At 65.5% G+C, this 3870-nt stretch carries 3 protein-coding genes and 1 pseudogene; 2 read left to right on the top strand and 2 right to left on the bottom strand.

Going from position 1 to position 3870, the window contains the following annotated elements; translation table 11 throughout:
- Nucleotides 1-249: 249 nt before the first annotated feature.
- Nucleotides 250-1581: a hemolysin family protein gene (locus Q0R16_RS14095; protein ID WP_295637282.1), complete on the bottom strand. Its 1332-nt coding sequence runs from the start codon at nt 1579-1581 to the stop codon at nt 250-252.
- A 199-nt stretch (nt 1582-1780) separates the two neighbouring features.
- Here Q0R16_RS14095 and Q0R16_RS14090 point away from each other — a divergent pair, with 199 nt between their 5' ends.
- A complete protein-coding gene (locus Q0R16_RS14090) occupies nt 1781-2470 on the top strand; it encodes an OmpA family protein (protein WP_295637279.1) in 690 nt (229 codons plus the stop codon).
- 93 nt (nt 2471-2563) lie between these two features.
- Entirely contained in the window at nt 2564-3559 is a 996-nt protein-coding gene (locus Q0R16_RS14085) for an aldo/keto reductase (RefSeq protein ID WP_295637275.1), read from the top strand.
- A gap of 140 nt (nt 3560-3699) precedes the next feature.
- Here the strand turns inward: Q0R16_RS14085 and Q0R16_RS14080 are convergent.
- Nucleotides 3700-3870, bottom strand: a pseudogene (locus Q0R16_RS14080) (3'(2'),5'-bisphosphate nucleotidase CysQ); the annotation flags it as partial.

The following is a 3870-nucleotide window of genomic DNA, read 5'->3' as shown; positions in this document are numbered from 1 at the left end:
GTGGCCAAGGGCAACGTGACGCAGAACATCCTGGCCGCGCCGCAGGGCGATGGGCGCGAGGCGCAGGCGGTTACGCCGGGCTGAGAGAGCGTCCGCCCCCAAAGGAACCGTTCGCCCTGAGCTTGTCGAAGGGCTGCCTTTCTTGGGACCGCGCGGCCGAAGAAAGTAAGAACAACCGTTGGCGCTGCGCGCCCTCTTCGAGTCCGACAAGCTCAGGGCGAACGGTGGTATATCGGGCCGGCTTGGGGATCAAAACCCCTCGCTTGCCTCTTCCGCCACTACAACCTTGCGTTTGCGTTCGACCAGCAGCTTGTCGATCTTGCGGCCATCCATGTCGACAACCTCGAAGCGCCAGCCCTGCTGCTGGAAGTGTTCGCCTTCGCCGGGCAGGCGCTTGAGCACCGACAGAACGTAGCCTGCCGCCGTGGCGTAATCGCGATCATCGGGCAATTCCAGGCCCAGCCGATCGGCCAGTGCATCGGCGGGCAACGCGCCCGAAATCAGCAGCGATCCGTCCTCGCGCTCCACCACCATCGGTTCGTCGCCGTCGTCGCTGTGGCTTAGGAACGTGCCGGCGATGGCCGAGAGCAGGTCGGCCGGGGTGACGATGCCCTCCAGGTGGCCGTATTCATCGTGGACCAGCGCCAGCGCGATGTCGGCGGTTTGCAGCACGCGCAGCGCGTCCATCGCGTCGATCTGGTCGGGCACGATCGCGGGCTTTTTCAGCATCCGCGTGAGCTGGATCTTGCGCCCGCGCAGCAGCACCGCCTGCAAATCGCGCACCTTGACCACGCCGACCACCTTGTCGACCTCGCCGTCGCAGACCAGCATCAGGCTGTGCGGGCTTTGGTCGATGGCGGTGCGGATTTCCACTTCGGGCGCGCGGCGTTCGATCCAGTGGAGTTCGGTGCGCGGGGTCATCACCTCGCGTGCGGGGCGTTCGGCCAGCCGCATGATCCCGGCCATGATCGCGCGTTCGTCCTCCTCGATCACGCCTGAACGCGTGGCTTCGGCGAAAACCATCTGCAGTTCCTCGGCGGTCAGCGCCTTGTGGTTGGCGCCGTGCAGCCCCATCAGCTTGAGCAGCGCGGCGGATGACCGGTCGAGCAGCCACACGAACGGCTTGAACACGGTGGCCAGCAGCGCCATCGGCCGCGCCGCCACCAGCGCGATCGGTTCGGCGGCGCGCAACGCAATCTGCTTGGGCACCAGTTCGCCCACCACCAGGCTGAAATAAGTGGTCAGGCTGATCGCGAGGAAAAAGCCCGCTTCGGCCGACCAGCGCAGCGGCAGGCCCAGCGCCGCCAGCCGTTCACCCAGCGGGCCGCCCAGCCGCGATCCCGAGAACGCACCGGCGATGATGCTGATGAGCGTGATCCCGGTCTGCACGGTGGACAGGAACTTGCCGGGGTTGGAAGCCAGGCTGAGCGCGGCAGCGGCGCCCTTGCTGCCTTCTTCGGCGGCCACGCGCAGCCGCGCCGGGCGCGCCGAAACGATGGCCAGCTCGGACATCGCGAAAACGGCGTTGAGCAGCACCAGCGCGGCGATGATGAAAAGGTCGGTCCAGGGAAAAGGTGTCACGACTGGATCGCTAGCAGATTTGCGCCGGTGGGCGAAGGGGTGGTTACAGGGTGTCAGTCGGAACCGTTGGCAGGACTGCCCGTTCCCGTTCGCACGCGGTTCAGGTGGTGCATTGCATCGATTGTCGCGCACACGATATGGTTAATTCACACTTGAGCCCGCCTTGCGGACTCACGGCATCAAACAAAGGACGTTTCCCATGAAGCTCAGACAATCGCTTGTCTCTGGCGCCGCCATCGTCTCGCTGCTCGCGGTTTCGGGCTGCGTTACCGATCCCAACACCGGTGAGCAGAAAGTCTCGCGCACCGCGATCGGCGCGGGCGCGGGCGCATTGGGCGGCTTGCTGCTGGGCGGGCTGATCGGCGGCGGCACCGGGCGGATTGTGGGCGCTGGCATCGGCGGGCTTGCGGGCGGCGCGATCGGCTATGCCAAGGACAAGCAGATCCGCCAGTTGCGCGAAGCGACCGCGGGATCGGGCGTCGACGTCAGCGAAACCGACAACGGCCGCGCGATCCTCGTCAACCTGCCCAACGGCGTGACCTTCGCCACCAACAGCTACAGCCTGGAACCGCAATTCCTGCGCACGCTCGATCGCATCGCCGATTCGATGGTCTCGTTCCCCGACAGCCTGATCGACGTTTACGGCTTCACCGATTCGACCGGCTCGGTCGGTTACAACCAGAAGCTGTCCGAACAGCGCGCGCAAGCGGTGGCCAACTACCTGATCGGCCACGGCGTTTCGTCGCAGCGCATCCGCAGCCAGGGCTTCGGCGTGGGCAATCCGGTCGCCTCTAACGACACCGAAGACGGTCGTTCGCGCAATCGCCGGGTCGAGATCAAGATCGTGCCGATCAGCCAGGACGATGTGGCGCGCGCACGCGGCCAATAAAGGGTGCAAGTCCGCACGGTCCGCTTGATCTATCAAGGTTGACGGGGGCGGTGCGGGACTGGCATCGGCGGCGCACTGCAAGGAGCGCCGCCGATGCCCACCTCTACCCGCACGTTATGTGGTCGCCAGATCAACCCGGTGGGCCTTGGCTGCATGACGCTGAGCTGGGCTTACGGAACGCCGCCGGCGGATGCCGATGGCGAACGGCTGCTGCACCGCGCGCTCGACCTGGGGTACGATCACCTCGATACCGCGCGGATCTATGGCATCGGGCACAACGAGACGTTGATCGGTCGCGCGCTGAAATCGCGGCGCAAGGAGTTCGTGCTGGCGTCCAAGACCGGGATCATCGTCGATGGTGACAAGCGCCGGATCGATTGCCACCCCGATACGATCCGCACCGCGCTCGAAACGTCGCTCTCGTTGCTCCAGACCGACCATATCGATCTGTATTACCTGCACCGCCGCGATTTCACCGTGCCGATCGAGGATTCGATCGGGGCGCTGGCAGACCTGGTGAAGGCGGGCAAGATCGGTGCGATCGGGCTTTCCGAAATGTCGGCCGACACGCTGCGCAAGGCCAGCGCTGTCCACCCCATCGCCGCGATGCAGACCGAATATTCGCCGATGACCCGCAATCCCGAGATCGCGGTGCTTGAAGCCTGCCGTGAACTGGGCACGACGTTCGTGGCGTTTTCGCCGGTGGCGCGCGGGCTGCTGGCCGATGCGAAGCTCGACATGGACAAGGTGCCGCCCAAGGACATCCGCCGCGGGATGCCGCGCTTCCAGTCGGACAATTACCCCGCCAACGTTGCTTTGGCCGAAGGTTTCGCGGCGATCGCGGCGGATCATGACGTGACAGCGGCGCAATTGGCGATGGCCTGGGTGTTCGCGCGCGGCGATCATGTGGTGGCGATTCCCGGAACCACGCGGCAGGATCACCTCGAAGAAAACATCGCGCGCTGGGACTGGGAATTGCCCGAAGCGGCGAATGCCGCGATCGACGCGCTGATCAACCGCGATACGGTGGTGGGGCCGCGCTATGCGCCGCCGATGCAGGCCACGATCGACACCGAGGAATTTGCATGAGGGGCTAGCCCCTCCCATGATCCGTTCGTCCTGAGCTTGTCGAAGGACTGCTTTTTTCTTCGGAACCGCGCGCTGCGCCGCAAGTAAGAACAGTCCTTCGACAAGCTCAGGACGAACGGGGATTGGGGTCCGAAAGGTTGTTACCGCCCCAACCGCTCGGCCCGCTCCCGCAGCCGTTCCACCGCATCGGCGTGAAACGCAGGCGCGGTAACCAGCAGGCCGAAGGCGCGCGGATCGCGTTTGTTGTAGGCGAGCGGCTGGCCGAATGCGTCGGAAATCGTGGCGCCGGCCTCGCGCGCGATCAGCGTCGC

The sequence above is a fragment of the Novosphingobium sp. genome (assembly GCF_025351285.1).
Taxonomy (GTDB): domain Bacteria; phylum Pseudomonadota; class Alphaproteobacteria; order Sphingomonadales; family Sphingomonadaceae; genus Novosphingobium.
The sequence above is the reverse complement of the archived record's forward strand: the minus strand, read 5'-3'. Positions and strand labels throughout refer to the sequence as shown.